We start from the raw sequence: 26,274 nt of genomic DNA on the forward strand, positions 1-26,274 counted from the left end.
GCTATATAATTAAAATCGCTATATATTTAAATAAATAATGAAAGTGTATTATGTGAAATTTCAACCTTCTTGATATCTATTTTACAAACCCTATTAACAATCAAAAAACGAGCCCTTAACACCCTTAGTAAATAGGCTGAAATTCAAATGTCATTGTCTGGTTTTAGAATGTTGGCAAAAGATTAATCAACTACTATCCCTCTCGCAGATGTTATTTCGAGCATGCTGCACTTATCTATGCATTCAATAATAATGCAGCGGATACCAGACATTCCCTTTATTCATAGCCTAGAAAAATCACGCATATTCTTTATATCAAGTATCGGGTATATCAGGATCCGCCTATTATGTTTAAGGTAGAGTTCATTATGAGCAATCAGTCCGATCACGATAGTGATACAAAGAGCATTCTCAACGATGTTAGCCGCCGTCACTTTATTCAAGCGAGTTCAGCATTAGTTACCCTTCCTTTTCTCGCATCAAACTCTTTTGCTGCGACAACAGATAACGCTATTCCCGTAAAACCAATAACAACTGAAGATGGTGAACGCGTTGTTTCAACTTGCAGTAGCTTTGACTGTGGCGGTAAATGCGATATTCGTGCCCACGTGAAAGATGGCAAAGTCACCCGTATTAGCACACGTCCCGATGCTGATCTAGATGAAGAGATGCCTATTATGCGTGCCTGTGTTCGAGGTCGCGGTTATCGAAAATTTGTCTATCATCCAGACCGTTTAAAATACCCAATGAAACGCGTTGGTAAACGTGGCGAAGGCAAATTTGAACGTATCACTTGGGAAGAAGCGACCACTCTTATTGCACAAAATATGCAGCGTATTAATCAGCAATATGGCCCTGCATCTCGTTTTGTCAGCTTAAGTACGGGTGTCACGGGTGGTATTTTCTCTGGTGCGAATATGTTACGTCGCCTGTTTAATATCACAGGCGGTTTTCTGGAAAACTATCACTCCGTTAGTAATGGCAATACGCTAGCTGTCACCCCTTACACTTATGGAACAGCTGCCAGTGGCAGTACGCTAGACACCTTAGAAAATACACCACTGGTGATTTTATGGGGTCATAATCCCAATGAAACCATTTTTGGTCATTCAAACCATTTCTTTCAAAAAATGAAGAAAAACGGTACTAAATTTATTGTTGTTGACCCTCGTTACTCTGATACCGCCTCTTCTTTGGCGGATCAATGGATCCCATTACTACCAACAACAGATAACGCCATGATGGATGCAATGATGTATGTCATCGTAAGCGAAAATCTGCATGACCAAGCTTTTATTGATAAATACACAGTTGGCTTTGATGAGCATCAAATGCCTGAAGGGGTGGGTGAAAATGAATCTTTAGTTGCCTATTTAATGGGTAAAAAAGATGGCATTAAGAAAACCCCTGAATGGGCCGAAACCATCACTAAAGTACCAGCAGATACTATTAAACAATTGGCTCGCGAATATGCATCCACAAAACCAGCCGCATTGATGCAAGGTTGGGGGCCTCAGCGCCATATTTGTGGTGAACGGACGGCACGCGGTGCAACATTACTTGCAACTATCACTGGAAATGTGGGTGTTCGTGGTGGTTGGGCTGCTGGCTATGGTATGGCTTTAAACTCTGAGTTGCGCAAAACCATCGCAGGGCCAAGCCTATTAACTAACCCCGTAAAAGCAAAAATTAATATCACCAACTGGGTACAAGCCTGTGAAGATAAAAATTTAGTCACACCACAAAATGGGTTACTGAATGCAGAGAAACTTGATACTGAAATCAAGATGATTTTCTCAATGGCGGGTAACTACATGACGAACCAAAATACTGACATTCTTCATGCTGCTAAAGTGCTTGAAGATGAATCAAAAGTAGAGTTTATCGTCTGTAGTGATCTGTATCTGACACCAAGTGCAAAATATGCCGATATTTTACTACCAGAAACCAGTTTCTTAGAACGCTGGAATATCGGTGGTACATGGAGTTATGGCGACTACATTATTCTTTCTGAAAAAGTGATTGAGCCTGAATTTGAACGTCGTACTGACTACGATTGGTTACGTGAAGTTGCAGATAAATTAGGTGTGGGTGAACAATTTAGCGAAGGGAAAAAAACTGACCGCGATTGGATTGAATATTTAGTCAATGACGCAAGTGTTAAGCGTCCTGAAGATGGCATTCCAACCTTTAAAGAACTATTGGTTAAACGTCGTCATTTATTAAAACATCGTCCACACACTCAAAATGTGGCGTTTGAGAAAAATATTCAAGATATTAAGAATAACCCATTTCCAACACCATCCGGCAAAATTGAGATTTTCTCTAAACGCTTATATGACATGAATAATGTCGATATCCCTGCGCTTTCTCATTATGTGCCTGCCATTGAAGGCCCTGAAGATACGTTGACGGATAAATTCCCGCTACAACTTATCACATGGAAAGGACGTAACCGCGCTAACTCAACACAATTTGCCAATCCTTGGTTACAAGAAGTTCAGCGCCAAGAACTCTGGATTAACCCATTAGATGCCCAGGACAGAAACATTAAAGAGGGCGAAAAAGTCAAAGTGTATAACGATCGTGGGGTAACGATGGTTCCCGTCAAATTAACACAACGAATTATGCCTGGAGTCGTGGCCTTGCAAGCAGGAGCTTGGTGGCAACCTGATGCGAAAGGCATAGATCAAGGTGGATGTGCCAACGTATTAACATCATCTCGTAGCACCGCAATGGCACACGGCAATGCTCACCAAACATTATTGGTCGAGGTAACAAAAGCATGAGTAAATTTATCGTTTATCCCGCGGTGAGCAGCAAACAGTTAGGATTTTATATCGACAGCGCTCGCTGTTCAGGTTGTAAGGCGTGTCAGGTTGCGTGTAAAGATAAAAACAACCTTGATGTCGGACGTAAATTTCGCCGTGTCTATGAAATCACAGGCGGTGGTTATACTCGTAATCCGAAAGGCGCGCTGGTCAATAATGTCTTTGCTTACACCTTATCTATCTCTTGTAACCATTGTGACGATCCAATTTGCGTTAAAAACTGCCCAACAACGGCAATGCATAAGCGTGAAGGCGACGGCATTGTCATGGTAGATACGGACAAATGTGTCGGTTGTGGTGCTTGTGCGTGGTCTTGCCCTTATGGTGCGCCACAGATGAACCCAGAAACCAAACAGATGTCAAAATGCGATTTTTGTATCGATTTACAGCAAAAAGGTGAACAGCCAGTTTGTGTCGCTACTTGTCCGCTAGGTGCGATCCAATTTGGCCCTATTGATGAACTACGTGAACACTATGGCGATTTAGATTATGTCACGGGTTTACCTTCCCCTGAAATAACGCATCCCAACCTTGTTATTAACCCACATCAGGGTGCAAACAATGACGAAATTAATAATAAGGGAGAAAGAAAATGAATGAATGGTCATTATTAATCTTCACATTTATGATGAATGCGACCATTGGTCTTGCACTAACAACAGGGCTTTTTGCTCGTCGCCTTTCTCATTATCTCAATGCAGAAAGCTACTATCGCTTTATGCTATTAGCCTTATTTGTTATTTGTGGATTGGCGGGTTTAGGCTCTATCGCTTCAATCACTCACTTAGGTGTGCCATTAAATGCTCCTAATGCCATTAGAAATATTTTTTCTGCTTGGTTAAGTCGTGAAGTCGCCGTCACTGCTATTTTTGTCGGCTGCCTAGGATTAACCTTTTTATGGCTCTGGCGCACTCGCAAACTCTCAATGCTGTTATTAAGTACCAGTATTCTGATTGGGCTATTTGATATTTATTGTATGGCATCGATTTATCGACATACCTCTATTTTGACATGGATGGATCTCAATACCTATGTGATGTTTTTTGGCGCCATGTTCACGCTAGGTGCTACTATCTTCTTCTTGTTGATCAAAATATTACAACGTATAGGAAGTAAATTAAGTATAGAAATACCTCAAGACTCTTTCCCAATGTGCTGGAAATGGCAATTATGGGGAATAATGGCATTTAGCTTAATCGGTCGATTATTGTATCAACCTTTTTATGAGCAATATTTAACTAGCACACTCTATAGCCAAAAATCGGTGACATTCCCGTTATCGCCTATTCAAGTGTATTACTCCATTGGTTCGTTACGTACTACCTGTTGGATCTTAGCAATCTTTGCAGTATTGGCTTGTGGCTATAGTTTAGTGAAATTCCTAGCCCCTAAAAATCAAGGTAAATCAACTGAGTCTATCTTTGCGTTTGGCTGTGTGATCGCAATTATCGCTGACTTTATGTTGCGCTATGTTTTCTACTCAATTCACTAGTAGTCATTGAGCAAGGCATTTAAATAATAAAAAAACAAACCTCATTAATTGGGGTTTGTTTAAGGAAGTATCAAAAATTATGAGCAGGCTCTCTTATTATGCGGCTGCATTTAATTTATTGGGAATTTGTTATTTATTCCCACCTGATGATGACACCAATAAAACTGCACTCAACTTTTTTAAAACTGGGGATTTTGCAGCGCAGTGGCCTTGTAAAATTGAAAGCGGTCTGTGTGAACGTTTAATTAATTCCGTTTCTATCGATACAGAGCAATTAAAAATCCAATGGCAAAATCTTTTTGTTGGCCCTAATGCTTTACCGGCTCCTCCTTGGGGGTCAACCTATTTAGATCCTGAAGGTTTATTACAAGGGGATTCTACCCTTGCACTAAGTGAGTTTTTAAAACGGGAACGTTTAAAAGTAAATACGCCTTTTCCAGAGCCTGTTGATCATATCGGTTTGATGCTATTTCAAGCTGCGGTATTAGCATCAGAAAAAAGAGAAGACGCGGTTAATGAATTACTTTCCCTTCATTTGACTACATGGCTACCTCACTATTTAAATAAATTAAAAATGAGTGGATATAGCCAATTTTATAGCACATTAACAGAACTGGTAACCATCACGGTGAACGCATTCAGAAAATAGAAATTTATTAACAACTAATCATCCTAACATAATTATTTAAGGTAATTTGGACCACGCACCCAGATTACCTTTTTTCGTTTAGGACATTCTTTTTTAAAATTATTATGATTTTAACCCTAAGCGTTTTGTTAAACGACGTAAGTTAGCCGGATCAAGGGATAATTCTCGTGCAGTTGCCGCCCAATTTTGGTTATTCCGCAGTAATGCTTGTTTAATTAAATCTCGTTGAAACTCATCCGTTGCGTCTTTTAAATTTTTTTCCTCAGAAGGTAACGATTGTGATATTGGATGAGTTAGATTTTCTGTACCTAAAGCAAAATGACTGACTTGTAAAATAAGGCTGTCTGTCTTATTCCCTGCCCTCGCTAATACGATTGCTCGATGAATGGTATGTTCTAATTCACGTACATTACCCGGCCAAGAATAATGCAATAAATAAAGGCGTAATTCAGGGCTAATAATCACTTGAGTAAGATTAAAGCGCTGACGATATTGCTCGCAGAAATACCCCACTAATAGCAAAATATCTTCGTCTCGCTCTCGTAATGGCGGAACATGCAGAGGAAAGATACTTAAACGATGGAAAAGATCGGCACGGAAATTTCCCGCTAATACTTCCTCCCATAAATCACGATTCGTTGCTGCTAATACACGTACATTAACGCGTAAATTACGATCGTCACCAATTCGTTGAATATCACCATATTGTAAGACACGCAATAATTTGGCTTGGAGTGATAATGATAATTCTCCTATTTCATCAAGGAATAACGTTCCATTATCCGCCATTTCAAATTTACCACTACGATGGCTAATTGCGCCGGTAAAAGCCCCTTTCACATGCCCAAATAATTCACTCTCTGCCACACTCTCAGGAAGCGCAGCACAATTTAAATAGACTAACGGATTATCTGCACGATTAGACATTTCATGAATAGCTTTAACCACCAGCTCTTTACCCGTTCCCGTTTCGCCACTCACTAAAATATTCATATCTGCGGGTGCAACAATTTCTATCTCTTTTTTTAGTTGCATCATCGAAGGCGATAAACCAATAATTTCTGTTTTTACTGTGGGCTTAAACGTATTGGTTGGTGTAAATAACATATTTTGATTTTCGAGTTGTTCAATCAATAACGCATTATTTAATGCACCAGAAGTTAATGCCGCAATTAAACGAAGCTCTTCATCACTGAAAGTATCAAACTGATGAGGGTCCATTCCATCAAGTGTTAAAGTACCAATTAAATCTTGTCCTGCAAATAACGGTAACCCCACACAAGCATGAACTTTTAAATGCTCTCTATCTGGAATAAGGCCATCATAAGGATCGGGTAAATCACTGTCCGCTGGAAAACGCACCACATCCCCTGCTCGCGCTATAGTTTCGAGACGAGGATGCCCTTCTAGTAAAAAACGACGCCCTAAGACATCAGGCACAAGGCCATCTATGGCTAATGGAATAAACTGGTAAGGCTCATAGCGAAGCAATGCTGCGGCATCGCAATTTAGCACCTGCCGAAGTGTGGTCACCAGTCGCTGAAATCTATCTTGGTGACCAACATCTTTTTGTAATTCAATGGCAATTTTAGCCAACACATCAACAGAAAAGCCCATAAAAACACCTCATAGTCATTATGACCGTTATTATGGTCATTTTGACATGATAAAGATAGTCATATTGACAATATATAAATAGTCACAAAAATAAAAATCGTTTTAAAACAATAAGATAAAAATTGGCACGCTTCTTGATTATATCAATACATATCCCTATGAAAAGATTAATGAGAAGGAACAATACAAAATGGCTATTCATGTTAAAAATAATGTTAATTGGGTTGGGCAACGTGACTGGGAAGTTCGTGATTTTCATGGCACTGAATACAAAACATTATTAGGTAGTAGCTATAACAGCTACCTAATACGTGAAGAGAAAAATGTGCTTATTGATACCGTTGACCATAAATTCAGTCGTGAATTTGTACAAAATTTACGAACACAAATTAATCTAGAAGAGATTGATTACATTATTATTAATCATGCAGAAGAAGATCACGCAGGTGCATTAACTGAGCTGATGTCCTTTATTCCTAATACCCCGATTTATTGCACAGCAAACGCCATTGATTCAATCAATGGACATCATCATCACCCTGAATGGAATTTTAATATCGTCAAAACAGGCGATAGCCTAGATATTGGTAATGGCAAGCAACTCATTTTTGTTGAAACGCCAATGCTACATTGGCCTGACAGCATGATGACCTATTTAACTGGTGATGCGATTTTATTTAGTAATGATGCCTTTGGCCAGCACTATTGTGATGAACGGTTGTTTAACGATGAAGTTGATCAAACAGAATTATTTGAACAATGCCAACGTTATTACGCCAATATTTTGACGCCATTTAGCCGCCTTGTAACACCGAAAATTAATGAAATTTTAGGCTTTAATTTACCTGTCGATATGATTGCTACGTCTCACGGTGTGGTATGGCGTGATAATCCAACACAAATTGTTGAATTATATCTAAAATGGGCTGCCGATTATCAAGAAGATCGTATTACTATTTTCTATGACACCATGTCTAACAATACCCGCATGATGGCAGATGCCATTGCACAAGGTATCAATGAAATTGACCCTAATGTGTTTGTAAAAAGCTATAACGTCGCCAAAAGTGACAAAAATGACATTATCACTAGTGCGTTTCGTTCTAAGGGCGTGCTTGTTGGTTCATCAACAATGAATAATGTCATGATGCCAAAAATTGCCGCCATGCTTGAAGAAATGACAGGCTTACGTTTTCGTAATAAAAAAGCAGCTGCTTTCGGAAGTTATGGCTGGAATGGTGGCGCGGTTGACCGCATTCAAACTCGTTTAATGGACGCTGGATTTGACACCGCACTAGCACTAAAAACTAAATGGCGCCCAGATATGCAAGCACAAGAAATTTGTCGTGAATATGGACGTGAACTTGCACGCCAATGGGCTTTAGCGCCACTTCCTGCAACTCAACCTTGTTGTACAACCTCATCACAACCTGAAGCTATCACAGATGTTGAAGCAATCGACTTAGGCCCACGTATGCAATGCAGTGTATGCCAATGGATTTACGATCCGGCAGTAGGTGAACCAATTCAAAACGTTCAACCTAATACACCATGGAGCGAAGTCCCTGATAACTTCTTATGCCCTGAATGCTCATTAGGAAAAGATGTCTTTGATGCACTTGCAAAGGAGGCAAAATGAGTACAGACCTGCTCAATAGTGGGATTGTCATTATTGGCGCGGGCTTTGCTGCGCGCCAATTAGTCAAAAATATTCGCAAATTTAATGCAGATCTTCCCATTACCTTAATTGCATCAGACAGTATTGATGAATATAACAAGCCAGATTTAAGCCATGTTATTAGCCAAGCTCAATGTGCAAATGATTTAACCAAACAAACAGCCCAAGAGTTTGCACAACAGTATCAACTCGCGATCCATCCATATACGCAAATTGTCGATATTAATACGGATGAAAAACGGATCCAGAGTGCCAAAGGTGAACAATGGCATTACGATAAATTGGTATTAGCCACTGGAGCGAAAACTTATTGTCCTGCTATTTCAGGCCATGAGTTAATGTTTACGCTTAATAGTCAACAAGAGTACCGAGCTTATGAAGCACAAATTCGCCAAGCTAAACGTATATTAATTTTAGGGGCAGGATTAATTGGTACTGAATTAGCCATGGATTTTAGTCGAGCAAACAAAGAAGTGATCCTTGCTGATATTTCAGGGCAATTATTATCTTCTCTGATCCCTTCCGATCTCAGTGGTCGCTTACAATCAAGCCTTACTGAAATTGGTGTACGCTTAATGCTGAAATCACCATTACAGTCATTAACACAAACCGATAACGGTATTTTAGCGACATTTAATCAACATCATCAATTAACAGTTGATTGCGTTATTGCTGCTACAGGACTCGCACCCAATATGGAATTAGCTCACCTTGCGGGTTTACATACCGACCGTGGGATCATGGTAAATGAATATCTGCAAAGCAGTAATAGTGATATTTATGCCTTAGGTGATTGTGCACAAATTAACGGTAATTTATTACCATTTTTACAGCCAATACAATTAAGTGCGATGCATTTAGCCAAATCACTTGTAGGTGAAAATAATGCACCGCTGAATTTACCACCAATGATTATTCGGGTGAAAACGCCGCTAATGCCTCTACATCTTGCCGGTGAAACCGCACGTAATGACTTAACGTGGAATATTAATACAACACAATCTGGTGTTATCGCTAAAGGTTTTGATGAGAATGACGTATTACGTGCCTTTGTGGTTACAGAAGAACAGGTAAAAGAAGCTTTTGCTTTATTACGAGCACTGTCCGCTTAATTTAAATAACATACGAGATACCGATATGAATTTACGTGATAAAACTCTCGGTCAACTAGCCCTGTCTATTTCAGGTGCCAGTGCTATTTTTCGTCAATATAACCTCGACTTTTGCTGTGGAGGTAAACGTACATTAAGTAAATCTGCAGAGAAAGCCGGATTAAACATTGATGAAATTGAAAATAAATTACTCGCACTTTCACAACAACCATTAGAAAAAGATTGGCGACAAACGCCATTAAGTGAAATTATTGATTTTATTATTGTTCGCTACCACGACAAACACAGAACACAATTACCGGAGCTTATTCTACAAGCAGAAAAAGTAGAACGCGTTCATGAAGCAAAACCGACTGTCCCTAAAGGGTTAGCTCGCCAATTAACACTATTATTAGATGAGCTAACAAGCCATATGATGAAAGAAGAGCGTATTCTTTTTCCTATGATAAAAAATGGTTTAGGAAGCCAAGCTGGAGCTCCCATTAGTGTTATGGAACACGAACATGATGATGCGGGTGAAATTGTTGAAGTGATTAAATTTATTACCAAAAATGTCACACCACCACCTGAAGCCTGTACCACATGGCGAGTACTTTATAATGGCATTAATGAGTTTATCGACGATTTAATGAATCATATTAGCTTAGAAAATAATTTATTATTTCCAAGAGCATTATCGGGCGAGTAATTGCTTAATCTTGATAGGCAGGGGATTTTGTTATCCCCTGTTATTTTATTCTTATTGAAGTTAATAAAATCTACCGCTCGCCTTGAGTATCTATCAACAAACGCTGGTTTATATATTCGATAGTCTCGTCTATCGTCATAATATTATTAACGACATTAGTAATGCCTTGCCCGATAATAATTTCGGCTTGGCGTAAATTAAATAACTTACCATTAGGCACCGAAGATTCTCGTATTCCCTTATTAATTTCTTGATAAGCCAATGTCATCCATGGATAACGATGGCTAATCTCTTGATTATGGCTGAAATTTTTATGATTACTGTTTCCACCTAATAAAATAAGGTGATCCATAACCATTGGGGAATAAAGCCAACGATAAAATTGCTCTGCATATTGTGATTTTTGGCTATAACGTGAAACCCCTAATACGCCACCGCCTAATTGTGGAATACTGCCAGGTACAGGTGCAAAACCTGTTTTAGGTAAAATATTGCTATGCGCAACATCGTTAAATAAATTCATATAAGCAATAAGCATAGCAAGATGTCCTTGCTCAAATTGTCTAACCGATTCACTCCACCATTTATTATGAATATTCTCAGTGATCGACAACTGTTTTAAATATTCTTCTAATATTTCACCTGCTAAAGGCATTTCTAATCTAGGAATATTATGACTTCCTATTAAACATCCACCTTTGGCGTAATAACGTAATAGATACTCTGTTGCAATTAACCCCGCGCTACCCAATGTTGTTGATGCCCCCATTGGGCAACTTAATTGCCCCTCTTCATGTTGCTCAGTAAAAAATTGCGTCACATTATCGTATTCTTCAAATGTTGTCGGTACAGTTAATTCATTACCTGTTTTTTCGTAGTACATTCTTTTTAGAATAGGATCTTCAAACAAGTCTTTTCGATAAAATAAGAGTTGTGCACTGGCATCAAAAGGCATGGCATAAGCAACATTATTCACTAAGCTAAATTTTTGCTGAGTAGGTAGTGAAAAATTATTTAATAAATCCGTTAATCCATTACCAATCTTATCTAATGGCTGTAATATTCTTTCCGCAAACCAAGGAAAACAGGCCATATCAATACGCAATAAATCATAATAGGGATGTAAATGTAACTGACTTAAAATTTGATACACTTCATCGTAAGGATGAATTGCTAAATTAACTTTAATCCCTGTTTGACGATAAAAATGAGGTAGTAGCTTTTTTAATGCACTGGTTGAAGGGCTAGGTAAAATTAATAAGTTAAGACTTATATCTGCTTTATCCTCACTGATAACCGCTGGCGTTAAAGTATAAAGATGATCACTTTGATTACGCACACAAGTTACATTATTCTCGATAATTTCCGCATCCTCTTCATCTTGGATAAGTGCATCAATCACTTCTAACCCAAGTTGAGCGTAGTTCATTGGAAAGCAATATAACCCTTTTAATACAGGTGGAATATTATCACTCAATGCAAAAATAGGTGGGCAATCATTGTGGCTACCAAAATAACTCGCCTGCGTTAAATAACAAGCTTTTTCAATATCTTGTGCAATAAATAGGTCCGGAATTTGCTCCATAGAAAAGAAGTCGAACGCAATTTTATAGCTCTCTTCATCTGATGCACAAAGCACCACATTTTTCTTATTGGGTGCATACTCTAAAAGTCGATTTTGTAATTCATTGGCAAAGTTTTGATTATTTAAATAGTCGCTACTCCCCATAAAAATACCCACTAATTTACCTGTAGTTTTTGCAATCTGTTGGCAAATAGCTTCAACTGCTTGAGCAAAATCTAGCGTAAAAAATCGTTGAGTATTAAGTGGCTGGCGATAAACAAATGCAACTTGAGATGGAGGTAATTTTAACGTATCAAAATAGATATTTGCATCTTTGAGACAACTTACAGTGATCACTTGTTTATAACCACCCGCGGCAATTTTCTGTAATGCCTCCAATTCTGTAGTTTCCAGATCATCCGTTAAGAAAAGATCGTAAGTAACCTCAGGAAAATGAGCAATAGATTGTCTTAAGGAATTAAAGAAAACAGCATATTTTTCAGAAACTAATTGAGGTAAAAGTATGGCTATTTTATGGCTTTTATTGGTTCTTAACAGTTGAGCCTGTGTATTTAACTGATAACCCATTTGTTTGGCAGCTTGATACACAGCTTCAATCTTCTCAACACTTACATTTCCACGTTTATTCAATACGTTAGAAACCGTTCCATGAGAAACACCTGCTAATTTTGCAATATCTTTAATCGTTGCCATTGACCTTTTTCCATCTCAATTTCTGCTTTCACTAGCATACCTGAATTATTTATCGCGACTACCGATAATTGATTTGAACGTTCCATTTTAAAATAGCTTATAAAACAATCTAATACTATTTATCACAAATAAATGATTATCAATATCAATTGCAAATTATATTCATATTAATCAAATATATAGAAAATTTAATTTGAATAAGATCACTGATCTGATCTTCCTTTATTGGCAAATGGTCATCCTCATTTTATCATTGGAACGTTCAAATTAATCTACAGCTTATAGATAATCAACACCAGATAGTTAATAAAATCATAATAAAACAATAGGATAAGGGGATTTCTTATGAAACTTCATTTTTTAGGGACGGCGGCCTCCGAAGGTATACCCAATCCCTTCTGCCGCTGTGAACACTGCCTGAAAGCAAGAGAACTTGGTGGGAAAGATATCAGAACTCACTCTTCTGCCATTGTCGATGACATTATGCTAATCGACGTATCACCTACATTTAGTTACCAGTTAATGCGTGATGGAATGGATGCTACCAATTTTGAAAGCCTTCTATTCACTCACACTCATCCTGATCATTTCAATGTCGGCGATCTATTTAGCCGAATGGAAGGTTATGGTTTTGAAATTAACCATCCCCTTCATATTTTTGGTAACGATCGTGCAATTAATGGCTGTATCGAAGTTTTACCCGGTTACAGCAAAGAGCGCTTTGCTTTTCACTGCTTAATTCCTTTTGTTACCGTAGAAAGAAACGGTTATAAAATTACGCCATTACTCGCTAATCATGCAAAATGGGAGCTTTGCTATGTTTATCATATTGAAAAAGATGGCAAAGTGATTTTTTATGGCCATGATTCTGGTTGGTTCCCTGAATTAACATGGAAATGGTTAGAGAATAAACCACTTGATATCGTTGTTTTTGAATGTACTTATGGACTCAACGGTAAAGCTCGTACCGATAATCATATGAGCCTAGAAACCGTATTTGCTGCGAAAGAAAAACTGCAACAACAAGGTTGTTTACATCAAGAAACACAAATTGCCGTTTCGCATATTTCACATAGTGGCAAATTGCTTCACCTCGAATTAGAAGCTGTTTGTGCTCCTCACAATATCCGTGTTGCCTACGACGGATTAACGTTAGAAACAAATTAAGAGGAGAACGATGATGGATATGAAAATAACCTCTCGCTTACTGATTATGATGTTTGTGCAATATTTCATGCAAGGTGCGTGGAATATGACTATGGGACTGGTATTAAGCAGCTATGGTATGGCAAGCATTATTGGTAATGCCTATGCTTTATTAGGTGTCGCAACAATTATTTCCCCATTATTTATAGGTATGGTGGCAGACCGTTTCTTTGCTTCACAAAAAGTCATGGGCATCCTTCATTTAATTAATGCGGCTGTCATTATTTGTGTTCCTCAATTTATTGAGGCACAAAACAGTGGCATGACACTCTTCTTAATTTTCATTATTGGATTATTGTTTTATCCAACAACTGCACTTTCAAATAGTATTAGTTTCTCTCATATTAATGGGGTGAAATATTTCCCTATTATTCGTGTATTCGGTACATTTGGTTTTATGGCTATCGGATTTATATTAGGAGAAATGGGCTTCTCAGGTAGTACGATGACTTGGTATATCGCTTCTGCTGTGGGTGTTTTACTTGGTTTCTACTGCTTTACCTTACCTAATACGCCCCCTAAAGCAAAAGGTAAGCCATTCTCTGCTCGTGATATTTTATGTTTAGATGCGCTTTCATTATTTAAAGACCGCTATTTCGCTATCTTAATGTTTAGTATCTTTATTTTAATGATCCCAAAAACAGCTTACTCCGCTTATATTCCTGTTTTTATTAAAGCATTAGGTTTTAATAATGCGGCATCTATTATGCAAATAGGTATAGCCTGTGAAGTTCTGTTTATGTTTGTATTGTCATTCTTCTTAATGAAATTTGGCTTCAAAATTACATTACTTCTAGGTGCTGTTAGCTGGATCATTCGCTCAATATTCTTCTCTTATGCTGCGGTAAATACAGAGTTTTATTTTATCGTTATCGGATTAATGTTGCAGGGATTATGTTGGGACTTCTTCTTTACTGCTGGTGATATCTATGTTGACCGCAAAGCCAAACCAGAAATTCGTGCTCAAGCACAAGGCCTGCGCTTTATTGTCTCTAATGGTTTCGGCTTATTATTTGCTTCCACTATTTGTGGTCAAATCTTTAATTCAACCGTAACCGAAACGGGTGATGCTGCATTGCCACAGTGGTCAACATTCTGGATATATCCAGCAATAGTCGCTGCTGTTGTAACCATATTCTTTATCTTCTTCTTTAAAGATGACGTAACAAAAAAGAAAAATAATGAAGATAAAAAAGTCCAGGAAGGCATTGCAACACCATAGTCTTAAAATAAAGGAATAAGCCAACGTTAGGAGCAAACCTTGGACGCATTAATTCAGTTTGTTGACGGCATTGGCCCTTTATCACTATCAAGTATCGCTAAATTACTGGCCGCCTTTATTTTGGGCGGCTTTATTGGCTTAGAGCGTGAATCAAAGGGAAAGCCTGTCGGTTTTAAAACTTGTGTCATTATTGCCGTTGCGAGTTGTTTATTAACTATTGTTTCTATTCAATCCGCAGAATATTACGCCAATATCTCCGACAACATTCGTAGTGATCCTATGAGATTGGCAGCACAAATTATCAGTGGTGTGGGTTTTCTTGGTGCTGGTGTTATATTGCATCGACGTGATGATGCAATTTCAGGCCTGACAACCGCCGCCATCGTATGGGCATCTGCGGGTGTTGGTATTGCTTGTGGCTCAGGTTTTTATTGGCATGCCATGATTGTGACGGTTCTATTTTTTATGGCTATTCAACTTAGCCCACAAGTGGTGCTATTACAGATGAAAAACCAACGTTTAGGTAAAATAAAGGTGCGTATGTTATTTACTCATGAAAATGGCGTACCTCTTTTAATCGAGTACTTAAAAAGCCATAAAGATGTAATTGAAAATTTAACAATCCGCGATATTAAAAAAGAGCGCGTTGAAGTAAATTTAAAATTATTAGTTAGACAAAAAATTACCTTACCGGAATTTTATTGTTCTTTAAAACAGCTTGAATATGTTCATTCTGTTTCTTTGGATCATTAACCTATTCAAAACAAGAAATGCACTTTATCTAAGATAATAGCGCATTTCTTCATTATTTTGATGACCGATTAATTATCTTACTGAGTATTTTTTACCTCTAGCGGATTACCAAAGCGTTCTAAATACATCATGCCAAATAGTGTTGAAGCATAATCTGTAATATGCCCTACATCACGATAAACTGGCACACCTTCTATATCGGTTAGGCAGACATTTTTATCGCACTGCACATCTTTGGGATCGATGATAATTAAGGCTGGATAGTCTTTTTTTAATTTAACAAATAACTGATCCATCCATGTATTTCCCTCGCCTTTATAGTTTTTAGGGTTACAGTTATTATCTGCAAAGTCTTTCCTTAATTTTGCATTTTCATAAAAACAGGTCATAAAACCACTTGGCATAGAATTGACTGTTTTAATAAAAACAGGTTTAGCACCTGTGGTAATAATAATATCAAGTGCTTCACGCATCGCTTTCTCAACGCGTTTGCGAGACTCTTCAACAGTTCTTACATCACCTATCTTATTAATGACATGATTTGACGCGTAATTATTCCAAACCTGCCCAAATATTACATAATCAAAGTGGTTATTCTTTATAAGTTGATAATATTTCGCCGTCTGATCGTAACAACGTTGATAAACTGTATTTTTATGATTAGACCAGTCATAAAGATAAATATTAGGAAGTGTAATACACGATGAAGTTGCTTGTGCATATACATCTATCTTGGCATCTTTACCTAATATATCCATAAAGCCCCAGTAGTGATTTGCATGAGAATCACCCAACAAAAAGGCTTTTTTCTGACTCCCTATATCACCAATATGGCACATTTTATCGGGATCTGAGGCTTCAAAATTCATACATTTATCCCGATTTTGATAATCAAACTGATTGAGTTTTGCCTCTAAATTAACGTAATTTTGCCCAAGTCTAACACCAAAGCCTTGATATTTTTCATTCAACGCATTTAATCCTAACGCCAATAAAATAGGTACAATCAGTAAAAACGCGAAAGAATATTTAAACTCAAGACGCTTTCTTCTAAACGGTTTTTCAATAAGGAGATAAGAAAAAATAGAGAGTAATAATGTTAAAGCTAAAAGTAACCCTTTTTGTATCTCGGTATTAAATACGCCAATATAACGCGCAATAGCGAGCAAAGGCCAATGCCATAAATACAATGAGTAAGATAATAATCCAACGATCACGATCGGCTTTAATGAAAGTATTTTTTTAATAATATTTCCATGCTGTCCGGTATAAATAATTAATGCAGCGCCAAGACAAACATATAATGTATTAAAATTAGGATAGCCCGCAATTACCTCTTTTTGAAATGTGATCCAAAAGATCACGCCTAAAGCAATAAGACTAATAGCATCACTGACGCTTTGATGAAGCTTCACTTTTGTCGGTAAATAAGCGACACAAACACCCAGCATAAACTCAAAAATACGTGTACTAAAAAAGTAATAATTTTTAGGCTGATCTTTTTGATAAAAAAACACTAAAGAAAAAGAAATTATTGTAATAAATACAACAGGATAAAAATTATTTATTTTTTCTTTATAATTGATTTTATGCAGAAAATAAAGTGCAAAAGGCAAAAACAGATACCATTGCCACTCTATCGCTAAAGACCATGTATGCAATAACGGCAAAAATAACGCATCTTGCGCCGCATAACTGGTTGTTGCTCTTGCAAAATATTTATTAGAAACCAACGCAGAGGCATATTTTTCACTATTCGTGATATCGAGATAATCACTAGGAAGATAGAAAAAACCTGAAATAACTAAAACTGAAAGTAATACAAAAAGATAGAGAGGTTGTAATCGCCATAACCGGCGAATATAAAAATCACGGAATGAAAAATTGCCTTGTGATAATGCATTTTTAATAATTGATGAAATCAAAAAACCAGAGATCACAAAAAAGATATCGACACCAATAAATCCTGATGGTATTAAGCGATTATCAAAATGAAAAAAGATAACCAGAATAACGGCTACGGCTCTTAAACCATCAATGTCAGCTCGATATTTTACATTCATAATTCAAACACATAATTCAAATAAAAAGAATCGCTGGATTATATACTAATTCGCCATATCGCTTTAGTCACAAAAAGATGAATGACTCTTTAATATTTAATATTAATAACAGCGAAATGGCCATAATTGATTAAACTCCATCGTTAAACCCATCTGTACTTCAGTTGAAAGTGAACCTTTACTCACCACAAATTTGGGATGTCGAATCATAATAGGGGTATTAATCGCATAATCTATTAATGATGATCGGTTTGGCTCTAACTCATCATAAAGCTTCTTCATTTCTGCTGATGATGTATTCTCATTTAATCTCCCAAGAGTAATATGAATAATATCTTTATAAAGTTCACTCTCAATGGGGATCTGCTGATAAACCTGCTGCCTAAAGCGTGTTAATTCTTCGGAGATACCCGTTAATATCAAGCTGCCATTGGATGTTAGGGTAACGTTATTAAATATAATTTTGAGACTTTTTATTTGATTAAAGATTTTAGTGACCTCATGACACCACGATAATAATACGGGTCGTTGCAGTTTAAACTGCTCATTTTGTTGATTAAAAATCGTCAACAATGTGGAATGAAATTCTTGTGGCTGAGCAAATTCAATAAACGGAAACTTAACAGCAAGCTGTTCACAATAAGCGCTTAGTTTCTGGCTAAAGGGAATAAAGCTTTCTTCAATTTCAGGCTGACAAATCATTAATTGCCCCGCATTTAAACTAATATCAATGACACTCTCATCATTATGTTGCTTTAGCCACTCTTCGCCCGTTGCGAGTTTTTCAAGGGTTGATTGTGTCAGAAATGCGTAAGCCATAAAGTACCTTTTATATTCCAGTAAAATCGTTATGTTACGCGCTGAATATAAAGCTTACTACCCAATTGAGTCACTAAAATTCGATTCAGTATTTCAAATGAGATTAATAATTAACTATTAATCAATAAGATATAAAAATGATGCTTAAGGATCGTTTTGACATTTTTGCTGATGCTCACCTTATACAAACAAGGCTAATTCTATAACTTTCTTACAACCTTCAATCATTAGCATCAGAAAAACATTTAGAAATAAAAATTAACACTGAATTCTAATAAAATTTATTTCTTTAGTTTGAATTTATGATATAAATAATAAACACGCATTTTGAAAAACAATATTTCATATTGCATTGCAATAATATCCATTTCAATAAAGAGCAAAAAAATGAATATGAACACCAATAACCGACTCTTAGGCCTAAACCTACTACTCCTTCTTTAGGTGGCCGAGCACGTTCATTTTTTTGCAAAAGCCACCAGTCAGGTGGCTTTTTTGTTGTGCCCCTTACTGGTGAAATTATTTTTAGGGGAGTTTCTATGATGTTGAGTTTTACCATAAGGATGATGAGTCACAACGTCTTCTCAATAAGTAATTGTATGGTTATATCCTCCATAACTAATCAAATAAATCAGGGGGCAAAATGAGCCAACAATGGACATCACGAGTCGGCCATATCTTAGCAGCCGCAGGCTCTGCAATCGGTATTGGCGCAATCTGGAAGTTTTCTTATGTTGCCGCCAATAATGGAGGAGGCGCATTCTTAATCGTCTTCTTATTATTCAGTTTTATTATCGGGCTTGCGGTATTACTGGCTGAGAATATCTTAGGTAGTAGCACACATGCTGAAGCGGTCAATGCCTTTAAGAAAATGATGGGGCGTAATTGGGTTATCATTGGCGTTATTGGTGTATTCAGTTCATGGTGTATTTACAGCTTCTATAGCGTTGTTGGTGGTTGGACAATTGGTTATACCGTTATGGCGGCAACAGGCCAGTTGAATATTACAGATAGCGCTGAATTAACGGGTATTTTTACCCGCTTTATTAGTGATCCCTTATGGCCTATTTTGGCTCACCTTGCCTTTGCGGGATTAACCTGTTTTGTGGTTTTAGCCGGTGTACAACGTGGTTTGGAAAAAGCCGTCAAAATCATGATGCCGATGTTATTTATCATTATGATTTTATTGATAGTCGTTGGTATGAGCTTACCCGGTTCATCTGAAGGTTTAAAATTATTTTTATACCCTGATTTTAGTAAATTAACCCCTCAAGGCGTATTGGATGCGTTAGGATTAGCCTTCTTCTCACTGTCTATCGGTTTAGGTATTCACATCACTTACAGTGCTTATTTAGCGGATAACAAAGGTATCGCTAACTCCAGCATGTGGGTGGTTATTTTGTCGTGTATGGTGTGTGTACTTGCCGGATTAATGATTTTCCCTGCTCTATCTGCCGCAGGCTTAGAGCCTAATGCAGGCCCTGGCTTAACCTTTATGACCATGCCAGTTTATTTTGCTCACTTACCCGGTGGCAACATTTTAGCCGTGACGTTCTTTGTCCTGTTATTAATGGCGGCGTTAACCTCTGCAATTTCATTACTTGAGCATATCGTCGCTTATGTGCAGATGCGTTTTCAGTGGACTCGTCGTCGTGCCGGATTAGTAGTTACAGCCTCAATTATGTTGATGGGTATTCCTGTTTCATTATCTTTTGGGCCAATGAGTGATGTAACATTCGCAGGTAAAACGGTCTTTGATTTGTTGGATTATCTGACTTCTAATATTTTGATGCCACTGTTTGGTATTGCAATGTGTTTAATCTTTGGTTGGTCACGTAGAGCGAATGCTTTTATTCCTGAAAATATCACTGGATTAAAACGTCAATGCTTATTGTTAGTATGGCGTTATATTGGTCCAATCTGTATCGGTATTATTTTAGTCCATGGATTGATTGGCTAAACAGGTTCCCTATAAAAACAGCTTATTAAACATAAAGAGAGGGTCAAATGACCCTCTCTTTATTCTTGTTTTATAACAGCTTTTTTATAATCAGCCCTATTTTATTTTGGATACTTTATGTTACTTTTTCCCTAACAGTTTTATAAATTTTACCCAACCAATCCCATTGCTTGAGGTAAGAACATCGAAATTGCAGGAATATATGTCACTAGCAACAGTACAAGAATGATAACAGCAAAGAAAGGTAATAGCGGTCTGATTACACCTTCAATCTTGATTTCACCTATTTTACAACCAGTAAATAAAATAGGGCCTACTGGCGGTGTTATCGTACCTAATGAAAGGTTAAACACCATCATGATACCGAATTGAACGGGATCCATACCAAATTGAGCACAAATTGGTAGGAAAATGGGGGTAAAAATTAACACTGCGGGCGTTGGGTCCATAAAGGTACCAACCAACAGTAAAACCAAGTTCATAATCAGTAAGATAACTAAGAAACTATCGGTAAAAGAGAGTAAACCTGATGCGATAATGGCAGGTATTTTAGTAAATGCCATTACCCAAGACATAATGGATGATGTTGCAAGCATCAAAATAACAATTGCTGTCATTTTTGCTGTTGCTAAGAAAATAGCAGGCAAATGGTTTATTTTGATATTTTTATAACACATACCTAAGATTAAAGAGTACACAACTGCAATGGCCGAAGCTTCTGTTGCAGTAAAAATCCCACCTAAGATCCCGCCAATAACAACCACAATCATCATTAAGCTAGGAACTGCGTCAAGCACGAGCTTAAATGCTTGCCCTTTCATGGTATTTTTTTCAGCAACATAACCACGACGTTTAGCAATAAAACCTGCCACTAACATCACACCCAATCCCCATAAAATACCGGGAATATAGCCCCCCATAAACAGTGCTGTAATCGAAACACTCCCTGCAACAGTGGCATAAACAATCAGTGTGTTACTTGGTGGAATTAACATACCTGTTGGTGCTGATGCAATATTAACCGCGGCACTAAAAGCTGGGTCGTAATTTTCTTTCTTTTGGATTGGGGACATGATGCCACCAATCGCAGCTGCTGAAGCCACACCAGAGCCACTGATTGAGCCAAATAGCATATTTGCAACAACGTTAGTTTGCGCTAAAGGCCCCGGTAAAAAGTTACTGACTAACTTAGCGCAGTTAATTAAACGAATAGCGATACCGCCATTATTCATTAAATTACCAGCCAAAATAAAGAACGGGATTGCTAACAGGGCAAAAGAGTCTAACCCCACAAATATTCGTTGAGCTGAGGTTAAAATAGCACCGTCAAAAGGCAATATCATTGCCATGGCGAAGAAAGAAGAGAGCCCAATACTGACGCTGATTGGTGTACCAATAAATAAGAGAAAAAATGCGCCAATAAACATGACTAGGGCAACAACAATTGCAATATCCATGGTTACACCTTTTGCTTTGAAGAAAGTTGTCTAACCAATCCATATTGGTTATATAAGCAATAAAAAACAGAGAGAACACCGCTTATAGGTATAGCTGCATAGATAACCCCAATCGGGATTTGCAGTGCCGAATCAAGTTGTCCCATTTGACGGCTCATACCGATGTAACCACCAATAGTGAGCACCAATAACACAAAAGCAGTTGTGGCAAACTCACCTAAAATTTCAAGGTAAATTCGGACTTTATAGGGCATTCGATCACGCATAAACGTAATTGCGATATGTTCACGTAATCCAAATACATAAGCACTACCAATTAAAATTAACCAGATAAATAGGTAGCGAGAAAGTACTTCACTAACTGCACTAGGATCGTTAAATAGATAACGAGTCACAACTTGGTAAGTCACCAATATCGTCATTAAACCCACAAGAAAAATACAAAAATAAGCGACGATGGTATCTATTTTCAGCTTAATACTTGTTAAAAAAGTATAAAAATCCTTTTTTGCAACAGGCGTATTAGCGTCGTTTGAAGAGGGTAATTTCTCTGAAGGTTCCATGGTTGATCCTTATAATAGGGGCTAAAAATTTAGCCCCTTGCAACAAACGGCATTAGTTGGCTAATGCGCGGATCTTATTGTAGATATCTTTTTGTTCTGGTGTGGTTAGCATCGATTCTTGTAGCGGTTTACAACGCTCTTGGAATGGTTTGATATCAACCTCAGTAAATGTTGCACCTTGGCTAATAGCAGATTGTCGAGCCGTGTCTAACGCTTGGTTAAATAGATCAAACTCAGTAACTGTACTTTCTTTCGCTAACTTACGGAAAATCGCCTGATCTTCAGGGCTCATCTTATTTATGAATGCTTCATTCGCGATAAGTAAGTCGGCAACCATAACATGGCGGGTATAAGAGAAATTAGGTGCTACTTCATACTGTTTTAAGTCAGCATAAGTGATTTCATTATTCTCTGCGCCATCAAGAACACCTTGTTGGATAGCGGAATAAACTTCACCCTGCCCCATAGGAACACCTGTTCCTCCCATACAAGACAACATTTTTACCATGGTGTCAGATTGCATGACTCGGATCTTTCTTCCGTTCATATCTTCAGGTGTTTTAACCGGTGTTCCTTTCACATACATACTACGAGCACCCGCAGTATAGGCAGTAAGTACCTCAAAACCATTTCCTTTAGTTGAGCTAAAGAGGCCATCTAAGGTATCACCTGTAAAAACTTTTCTTTGATGTTCTGAATCGTTATAGATATAAGGCATCGCCAGAACAGAGAAGTTTTTGTTGTAGTTTTCAACAAGAGGATTGGCAACCACGGCCAATTGAATGGCACCTGATTGAACTAATTCAAGAGCAGCACGTTGGTCACCCAATAATTCATTAGGATGAATTTCGAGTTTATATTTCCCCCCCGTAGCAGCTTCTAATTTTTGACTAAAATCTTCCAATGCTTTGTATTGAGGATTTTTTTCAGATTGGTTAAAAGCCGTTTTCAAAATAACTGGACTATCTGTTTTGTCATCTTCACCACATCCCGCTAAAAAAAGGCTAGCGACTACAACGGTGCTGATAAGAGATAACTTAGGCAAAACATTCATTGTATGCATGTGAACCCCTTATGGGTTTGCGTATTTTGATAGTGTTAATGCTACTTGAATTTGACAATATTTCAGTGATCGAATTCAAGAAAATGAAATGGCGTTCCTATTTTTTGAAAATAGGTGACCATTTTTATATTTTAAACATAACAACCAAGTAACGTATTGATAAAAAAGAATTAAATCATCAAAAAAAGAGAAATTATATGTAAAAAAAGAGAAACTATTTATTCTAGAATAAGCTACTAACTCGCTTTAAATCTGAATTATCGGCTACTTATTAAGCAAAGAAGTAGTCGATAATCATATTTAGAATGGGGAATGATAGGATGAAGATCCTAGCTATTATTACTGAGTTGCCAGCCATGTTTTACTGATTTTAAAAACCGCCTTTTTAATTTTTTGTGAAACATTTACCTGACAAGTAGGTCGATGAACTTCTCCGGGATAAAAAATCGCAAAATCGCCAGTATCAAGCAATAAACGGGTTGTAATAGGTGGGTTATCTAAGAAAATCAAATCTGGTTTTGTCTCTTGATATTGATGAGGATAAGTAATCGTTGTACTGGTAGAGATCATCTCTTGACCCTTCAGTACAACTTGAATATCAAGATAATGGTCATGGAACTCACTTTTTAAGTTTTCTTCACGATCTGTAGTCGGTGTGGAAATAATATAAAAAACATCATTATCAATAATGTTATATGTACCTTCACTCTTCTCTTGCAAAACGTTTAACGATAACTCTTTTTTAGTGAGTAATTTTAACAGTGCAGGCGGTAGCATAGTTGCATCAAGTTGCTTTAAATTTCCAATGATCATCAGGTTACCCTCTTAAATCCGTGTTTAAATTCAATTACAAAGCTGCCATTGCTTCTTTAGCAAGAACGCCTATTTTTTCCCATTCTTGATTATCAACGAGATCTGAAGGCACCATCCATGTACCACCACAAGCAACAACTCGAGGTAATGCGAGATAATCTTTCACATTATTGGCATTAACTCCGCCTGTCGGCATAAAAGAGACAGGATAAACGGCACTAAGAGCTTTGAGCATACCAATACCACCAGAAAGTTCCGCTGGGAAAAACTTCAATAGCTTGATGCCTAGTTCCATGGCCTCTTCAACTAAGCTTGGCGTGTTAATACCCGGAATAATAGGAATGCCTCGATGCTGGCAATATTGCACAATGCGAGGGTTAAATCCTGGACTCACAATAAAATCCGCACCGGCTTCAATTGCCTGATCAACCTGTGCTTTCGTTAATACTGTACCTGCACAAATGATCATTTTCGGAAATTCCTTTCTTAACTGGCGAATAGCCTCTGCAGCCGCGGGTGTACGAAAGGTTATCTCAGCACTAGGCATACCGTTTTCAACTAATGCTTTACCCAATGCAACAACATCATCTGCATTTTTAATTGCGATAACAGGAATGATTTTTAGTGCCGAAAGTTGTTCAAGTAATGTTGACATAGTGTGCCCCGTTGAATGAATAAATGGTGCTTTTATTGAGGAATGTGGCATCGCGACTATTGGAATAATCGCGCCACGATGTTGAATAACCGTACTGGCAAGTAAGTGTGCATAACGCGCAGACATCACAACTGACTCACCTGCTAATCGCGTAGCAAGATAACCTGCACTGAATGAATCACCTGCGGCGGTTGTATCAATCACACTTTGCTTATCGAGTTTTATAGCGGGAACTTCATCACAATGTCCTTGCTGTATAATGAGGCAAGGTTCTGCGCCTTTTTTAATAACGATTTCCCCAACACCAAATTCAACCGTTCTAGACACACATTGTGCTGCTTCTCTATCTCCCCAAAGAAGAAATTCATCGTCTAATGTGAGAAAAGCCAAGTCAGTGAGTGACAAAATAGCTTGATAAGCTTTTTGTGCAGCATCGGGACTTTCCCATAATCTTGGTCGATAGTTATTATCAAAGGCAATTTTCACACCGTTTTCTCGACAATGAGCTAATTGTTGTAAAAGCAGTTCTCTGTCTTCGGGAGATAAAATCGCCAAGCTGATACCGCTTAAATAAACATAATCAAAATCAAGCAGTTGCTGGAAAATCATTGGGGCTTTTGGTGATCGTAACCAATATCGTGCGGCAGCATCGTTACGCCAATAATGGAAGGTACGCTCTCCTTGGTTATCCGTGTTTATGAGATAAAGTCCGGGTAATTTATTGTCTAATCTCTGGACTAATTCAGTCTGTACACCTTCTTTTTGCCATTGCTCTAACATGGCACTACTCATTGGATCTGTACCTAACGCACTGACATAATGAACAGATAAATTAGGATTTGCGCGAGTCAAATAAACAGCAGTATTAAGAGTATCTCCTCCAAAATGACGTACAATATTCGCCTGATTTTCGGATAGTTCAATCATACATTCGCCAATAACAGCCACATTGATAGCCATAGCGCTTTCCATTTTCACATTAGCAGTGATGTCATTTTATTTTAAATCGATTCAATTAAAAAGATTTAAAACAACATTTCATTAATTTTGTGATATTGTCATTGTTTTCAAAATGCATAAAAAGTAAGTTTAAAGAAGAACCATAAAAAGCCATAAAGTACTCATCATGTTATCTCGTGTTCAAATACCCAATAACATACACAAAACCATGACGGCTATTTATCTCTATCTACTTTAAATTCAAAGTGATACACACATAAAAAATATCAAATTTAGATGTTTTTCATTTAAAAACACTGTGATTAGCAACACGTTATATGATGAAAAATTGTTAGCCTTATTGAATCATCATCGTTAAGCGCTATAATTTTTATGGTATTTCAAATATAATGAAA

Annotated in this window: 20 protein-coding genes and 1 pseudogene; 11 read left to right on the forward strand and 10 right to left on the reverse strand. The window is 37.5% G+C overall.

The window, feature by feature from the left end; genetic code table 11:
- Positions 1–368: 368 nt before the first annotated feature.
- From GTH24_RS19305 to GTH24_RS19320, 4 genes are all read left to right on the forward strand, one after another.
- Positions 369–2,789 carry a DMSO/selenate family reductase complex A subunit gene (locus GTH24_RS19305; RefSeq protein WP_164526851.1) on the forward strand — a complete coding sequence of 807 codons (2,421 nt, stop codon included), beginning with the start codon at positions 369–371 and terminating at the stop codon, positions 2,787–2,789.
- A complete protein-coding gene (locus tag GTH24_RS19310; RefSeq protein WP_164526852.1) occupies positions 2,786–3,427 on the forward strand; it encodes a DMSO/selenate family reductase complex B subunit in 642 nt (213 codons plus the stop codon). Before GTH24_RS19305 ends, GTH24_RS19310 begins: the two co-directional genes overlap by 4 nt.
- A complete protein-coding gene (locus GTH24_RS19315) occupies positions 3,424–4,323 on the forward strand; it encodes a dimethyl sulfoxide reductase anchor subunit family protein (RefSeq protein WP_072068910.1) in 900 nt (299 codons plus the stop codon). Before GTH24_RS19310 ends, GTH24_RS19315 begins: the two co-directional genes overlap by 4 nt.
- A gap of 79 nt (positions 4,324–4,402) precedes the next feature.
- A complete protein-coding gene (locus GTH24_RS19320) occupies positions 4,403–4,972 on the forward strand; it encodes a molecular chaperone TorD family protein (RefSeq protein ID WP_072068911.1) in 570 nt (189 codons plus the stop codon).
- Between the two features lie 102 nt (positions 4,973–5,074).
- On the opposite strand, the gene norR is transcribed toward GTH24_RS19320, so the two are convergent.
- Positions 5,075–6,589, reverse strand: a complete 1,515-nt coding sequence (gene norR, locus GTH24_RS19325; protein WP_072068912.1) for a nitric oxide reductase transcriptional regulator NorR — start codon at positions 6,587–6,589, stop codon at positions 5,075–5,077.
- 190 nt (positions 6,590–6,779) lie between these two features.
- Between norR and norV the strand changes: the two genes are divergently transcribed.
- The 3 genes from norV to ytfE are packed head-to-tail and all read left to right on the forward strand — an operon-like array spanning position 6,780 to position 10,067.
- Positions 6,780–8,228: an anaerobic nitric oxide reductase flavorubredoxin gene (norV, locus tag GTH24_RS19330; RefSeq protein ID WP_072068913.1), complete on the forward strand. Its 1,449-nt coding sequence runs from the start codon at positions 6,780–6,782 to the stop codon at positions 8,226–8,228.
- On the forward strand, positions 8,225–9,379 hold the full coding sequence (gene norW, locus GTH24_RS19335) for an NADH:flavorubredoxin reductase NorW (protein ID WP_072068914.1): 1,155 nt from the start codon (positions 8,225–8,227) through the stop codon (positions 9,377–9,379). Before norV ends, norW begins: the two co-directional genes overlap by 4 nt.
- Positions 9,380–9,404: 25 nt before the next feature.
- Positions 9,405–10,067, forward strand: a complete 663-nt coding sequence (gene ytfE / locus GTH24_RS19340) for an iron-sulfur cluster repair protein YtfE (RefSeq protein WP_072068915.1) — start codon at positions 9,405–9,407, stop codon at positions 10,065–10,067.
- Between the two features lie 70 nt (positions 10,068–10,137).
- Here ytfE and GTH24_RS19345 read toward each other — a convergent pair whose 3' ends face one another.
- Entirely contained in the window at positions 10,138–12,345 is a 2,208-nt protein-coding gene (locus GTH24_RS19345; protein ID WP_072068916.1) for an extracellular solute-binding protein, read from the reverse strand.
- A 345-nt stretch (positions 12,346–12,690) separates the two neighbouring features.
- Between GTH24_RS19345 and GTH24_RS19350 the strand changes: the two genes are divergently transcribed.
- The 3 genes from GTH24_RS19350 to GTH24_RS19360 are packed head-to-tail and all read left to right on the forward strand — an operon-like array spanning position 12,691 to position 15,526.
- Positions 12,691–13,512, forward strand: coding sequence for an MBL fold metallo-hydrolase (locus GTH24_RS19350; protein WP_072068917.1), 822 nt, complete (start codon positions 12,691–12,693; stop codon positions 13,510–13,512).
- Between the two features lie 13 nt (positions 13,513–13,525).
- Complete coding sequence (locus GTH24_RS19355) at positions 13,526–14,773, forward strand: MFS transporter (RefSeq protein ID WP_072068918.1); 1,248 nt, start codon at positions 13,526–13,528, stop codon at positions 14,771–14,773.
- A 39-nt stretch (positions 14,774–14,812) separates the two neighbouring features.
- Entirely contained in the window at positions 14,813–15,526 is a 714-nt protein-coding gene (locus GTH24_RS19360; RefSeq protein ID WP_115351070.1) for an MgtC/SapB family protein, read from the forward strand.
- 77 nt (positions 15,527–15,603) lie between these two features.
- Here the strand turns inward: GTH24_RS19360 and GTH24_RS19365 are convergent, their stop codons facing one another.
- Positions 15,604–17,589: an acyltransferase family protein gene (locus tag GTH24_RS19365; RefSeq protein WP_164526853.1), complete on the reverse strand. Its 1,986-nt coding sequence runs from the start codon at positions 17,587–17,589 to the stop codon at positions 15,604–15,606.
- Positions 17,590–17,691: 102 nt separating this feature from the next.
- Positions 17,692–18,408, reverse strand: a complete 717-nt coding sequence (locus tag GTH24_RS19370; protein ID WP_072068921.1) for a hypothetical protein — start codon at positions 18,406–18,408, stop codon at positions 17,692–17,694.
- Between the two features lie 643 nt (positions 18,409–19,051).
- Between GTH24_RS19370 and GTH24_RS19375 the strand changes: the two genes are divergently transcribed.
- Positions 19,052–20,368, forward strand: coding sequence for a sodium-dependent transporter (locus GTH24_RS19375; protein ID WP_072068922.1), 1,317 nt, complete (start codon positions 19,052–19,054; stop codon positions 20,366–20,368).
- Positions 20,369–20,517: 149 nt separating this feature from the next.
- On the opposite strand, the gene GTH24_RS19380 is transcribed toward GTH24_RS19375, so the two are convergent.
- The 6 genes and pseudogenes from GTH24_RS19380 to GTH24_RS22270 form a co-directional block, all read right to left on the reverse strand.
- Complete coding sequence (locus GTH24_RS19380) at positions 20,518–21,825, reverse strand: TRAP transporter large permease (RefSeq protein WP_164526854.1); 1,308 nt, start codon at positions 21,823–21,825, stop codon at positions 20,518–20,520.
- Positions 21,826–21,827: 2 nt separating this feature from the next.
- Positions 21,828–22,388, reverse strand: coding sequence for a TRAP transporter small permease (locus GTH24_RS19385; RefSeq protein ID WP_082151779.1), 561 nt, complete (start codon positions 22,386–22,388; stop codon positions 21,828–21,830).
- Positions 22,389–22,440: 52 nt separating this feature from the next.
- Entirely contained in the window at positions 22,441–23,451 is a 1,011-nt protein-coding gene (locus tag GTH24_RS19390; RefSeq protein WP_164526855.1) for a TRAP transporter substrate-binding protein, read from the reverse strand.
- 339 nt (positions 23,452–23,790) lie between these two features.
- A complete protein-coding gene (locus GTH24_RS19395; RefSeq protein ID WP_164526856.1) occupies positions 23,791–24,264 on the reverse strand; it encodes a YhcH/YjgK/YiaL family protein in 474 nt (157 codons plus the stop codon).
- Between the two features lie 34 nt (positions 24,265–24,298).
- Positions 24,299–24,970: a bifunctional 4-hydroxy-2-oxoglutarate aldolase/2-dehydro-3-deoxy-phosphogluconate aldolase gene (locus GTH24_RS22265; protein WP_347147266.1), complete on the reverse strand. Its 672-nt coding sequence runs from the start codon at positions 24,968–24,970 to the stop codon at positions 24,299–24,301.
- A pseudogene (locus GTH24_RS22270) lies at positions 24,965–25,879 on the reverse strand (sugar kinase); the annotation flags it as partial. The gene GTH24_RS22265 and the pseudogene GTH24_RS22270, both read right to left, overlap by 6 nt.
- Positions 25,880–26,274: the final 395 nt, after the last annotated feature.

This window comes from Proteus vulgaris (assembly GCF_011045815.1).
GTDB classification, from domain to species: Bacteria; Pseudomonadota; Gammaproteobacteria; order Enterobacterales; family Enterobacteriaceae; genus Proteus; species Proteus vulgaris_B.

Excerpts from the sequence above, each read along its gene's own strand:
- GTH24_RS19370 (WP_072068921.1), bottom strand. The coding sequence starts at position 18,408 with ATGGCTTACGCATTTCTGACACAATCAACCCTTGAAAAACTCGCAACG.
- GTH24_RS19375 (WP_072068922.1), top strand. The coding sequence starts at position 19,052 with ATGAGCCAACAATGGACATCACGAGTCGGCCATATCTTAGCAGCCGCA.
- GTH24_RS19355 (WP_072068918.1), top strand. The coding sequence starts at position 13,526 with ATGGATATGAAAATAACCTCTCGCTTACTGATTATGATGTTTGTGCAA.
- norW (WP_072068914.1), top strand. The coding sequence starts at position 8,225 with ATGAGTACAGACCTGCTCAATAGTGGGATTGTCATTATTGGCGCGGGC.
- GTH24_RS19345 (WP_072068916.1), bottom strand. The coding sequence starts at position 12,345 with ATGGCAACGATTAAAGATATTGCAAAATTAGCAGGTGTTTCTCATGGA.
- norV (WP_072068913.1), top strand. The coding sequence starts at position 6,780 with ATGGCTATTCATGTTAAAAATAATGTTAATTGGGTTGGGCAACGTGAC.
- GTH24_RS19350 (WP_072068917.1), top strand. The coding sequence starts at position 12,691 with ATGAAACTTCATTTTTTAGGGACGGCGGCCTCCGAAGGTATACCCAAT.
- GTH24_RS22265 (WP_347147266.1), bottom strand. The coding sequence starts at position 24,970 with ATGCCACATTCCTCAATAAAAGCACCATTTATTCATTCAACGGGGCAC.
- GTH24_RS19320 (WP_072068911.1), top strand. The coding sequence starts at position 4,403 with ATGAGCAGGCTCTCTTATTATGCGGCTGCATTTAATTTATTGGGAATT.
- ytfE (WP_072068915.1), top strand. The coding sequence starts at position 9,405 with ATGAATTTACGTGATAAAACTCTCGGTCAACTAGCCCTGTCTATTTCA.
- GTH24_RS19305 (WP_164526851.1), top strand. The coding sequence starts at position 369 with ATGAGCAATCAGTCCGATCACGATAGTGATACAAAGAGCATTCTCAAC.
- norR (WP_072068912.1), bottom strand. The coding sequence starts at position 6,589 with ATGGGCTTTTCTGTTGATGTGTTGGCTAAAATTGCCATTGAATTACAA.
- GTH24_RS19310 (WP_164526852.1), top strand. The coding sequence starts at position 2,786 with ATGAGTAAATTTATCGTTTATCCCGCGGTGAGCAGCAAACAGTTAGGA.
- GTH24_RS19395 (WP_164526856.1), bottom strand. The coding sequence starts at position 24,264 with ATGATCATTGGAAATTTAAAGCAACTTGATGCAACTATGCTACCGCCT.
- GTH24_RS19380 (WP_164526854.1), bottom strand. The coding sequence starts at position 21,825 with ATGGATATTGCAATTGTTGTTGCCCTAGTCATGTTTATTGGCGCATTT.
- GTH24_RS19390 (WP_164526855.1), bottom strand. The coding sequence starts at position 23,451 with ATGCATACAATGAATGTTTTGCCTAAGTTATCTCTTATCAGCACCGTT.
- GTH24_RS19365 (WP_164526853.1), bottom strand. The coding sequence starts at position 17,589 with ATGAATGTAAAATATCGAGCTGACATTGATGGTTTAAGAGCCGTAGCC.
- GTH24_RS19315 (WP_072068910.1), top strand. The coding sequence starts at position 3,424 with ATGAATGAATGGTCATTATTAATCTTCACATTTATGATGAATGCGACC.
- GTH24_RS19385 (WP_082151779.1), bottom strand. The coding sequence starts at position 22,388 with ATGGAACCTTCAGAGAAATTACCCTCTTCAAACGACGCTAATACGCCT.